This is a genomic window from Clostridium ihumii AP5, assembly GCF_000612845.1.
GTDB lineage: Bacteria > Bacillota > Clostridia > Clostridiales > Clostridiaceae > Clostridium_J > Clostridium_J ihumii.
The window spans coordinates 1-1,726 of the sequence record NZ_CCAT010000024.1 but is presented as its reverse complement, the minus strand read 5'-3'; the positions used below and the strand labels follow the sequence as shown (position 1 = coordinate 1,726).

The 1,726-nt window shown below is 28.6% G+C and carries 3 protein-coding genes; all 3 read left to right on the top strand.

Features of this window, described 5'->3' with window-relative positions; all coding sequences use genetic code 11:
- Nucleotides 1-1,083, top strand: a 1,083-nt coding sequence (locus BN346_RS04270; RefSeq protein ID WP_203226288.1) for a Kelch repeat-containing protein, incomplete at its 5' end; no start/stop codon positions are given.
- Nucleotides 1,084-1,108: 25 nt separating this feature from the next.
- Nucleotides 1,109-1,495 carry a hypothetical protein gene (locus BN346_RS04265; RefSeq protein ID WP_034439825.1) on the top strand — a complete coding sequence of 129 codons (387 nt, stop codon included), beginning with the start codon at nt 1,109-1,111 and terminating at the stop codon, nt 1,493-1,495.
- Nucleotides 1,496-1,509: 14 nt separating this feature from the next.
- Entirely contained in the window at nt 1,510-1,713 is a 204-nt protein-coding gene (locus BN346_RS04260) for a hypothetical protein (RefSeq protein ID WP_034439823.1), read from the top strand.
- Nucleotides 1,714-1,726 lie beyond the last annotated feature (13 nt).

Below are 1,726 nucleotides of genomic sequence, written 5' to 3'. Positions count from 1 at the left end.
TTGGAAGATATGACGAAAGAAATAAAAGGCATAGAAGTAACAGCCGAAAAAACTAAATTAAGTAATCATAATTTTAAGTCTACGAATGTAAATGGAGCATTAAATGAACTTTTTCAAAATGCCAGTAATAATAAACAAAAGCTAGTTGATATTATTACTGGCTTAGATGGATTTGCAAATAAAGACATGACGTATGAACAACTTTATAATGCATTAATGACTACACCGGCGTTGGAAACTAGTGTTGATGATAAAAATTACAAATATGTACGTCCTAAGTGGCGTTATAAGCTAACTTTACCATCGGAAAGGAATAGCGCTTCATCTGTAGCTTATGACGGAAAAGTATATGTATTAGGTGGAATACGTGTTCCATATAGTTATAATGCGTCTAATGCTCACGTTACTGATTTAGAAGTTATCGACCCTAAAAAGGCTACTATAACTACAATATCTAGCAATTTCAAAGGCATAGGAATGTCCGTATATGCATATAACAATAATATTTATACTGTAAATGGTTATTATGATGAAAAGGATCATTCTGTGTCAGCCGGATTCAATCGTTTGCCAAAGAACAATATAGAAGTGTTTAATTTATCTAGCGAGGGGAGTCCAAGGGAGATTGGCAAAACAGATGGAGATCCATTACTATATGGGTATAAACATAATTTATATTTTGCTTCAAAAATATTTAACACATTAACTAAGACATGGACTAGCAGAGAAGCAAATTATAGAACTGGTGTGGTTATAAATGATAATTTATATGAGGTTCATATAGATAGTATTATAATTCGCAACTTAATTACTAATACAGAAACAACAGTTAATATAAATTTTAGTAATAATACGTTATATAAGTATCTTTGCAATGATGAAAAGAATATTTATATTATATACTTCTGCGATGTATATATATATAATATAAAAACTTCTACAAGTACCCTATACGCAAGTAGAGATACTGCTTTATTAGGTTTTGCCACAGTATCATGTTGTGATAAGAAATTGTTTGTAATTGGTGGAACTAAAGGTAAAGATGCTTATCCAACAAAGAATATAGATATTTGTTTAATTTAATAAGATATTATTAGGAGGTATATAAATGATAAAAATATGGGATAAAAAAGAATCAATAAATGGAGTTTCAGCTAAGGATTTTTTAGATTCTTCTCCGTTTTTCAAAACTTGCAATGAAATAATTTTAATATGCAATGAGGATGGTACAGTAACTAATGTGGAAAGTGCAACTATTCTTAGAAATAGATTAAAATTAGATAATTTAACTTCAACCTTAGAAGTCGGTAAAAAATATGAACAGTATTTAGGGGATCAAAATAATAAAATAGAAGAACAGCATAAAAATGAAAAAACAGATATAGAAAGATTACAAGAAGACAATAAAAGAATGAAAGTAGAATTAGAAAATACACAAAAAAGTTTAGCTGAAATGATGAATTTAATATCAATGCAAGGAACACCAACAACTTAGAAGGTGTTATTTTTATGTTTAAAATTATTAAGATAGTAAAAGAAAGGATGATGAATATGTTTAAATTTAACAAAGAAAGTGGATGTGTAAAGGTGTGGGTTACATTAATAATGAATGGAACTTATAAGGTTGAACAAGTACCTAAGTTACTTAACTTACAAGAGTGTGTAAATGATGTATTAAAAGATGTTGGTTTTACAGAAGACGTTACGGCTTAGAAAAATAAGACGA

Coding starts and splice junctions, on each gene's coding strand:
- BN346_RS04265 (WP_034439825.1), top strand. CDS start 1,109: ATGATAAAAATATGGGATAAAAAAGAATCAATAAATGGAGTTTCAGCT.
- BN346_RS04260 (WP_034439823.1), top strand. CDS start 1,510: ATGTTTAAAATTATTAAGATAGTAAAAGAAAGGATGATGAATATGTTT.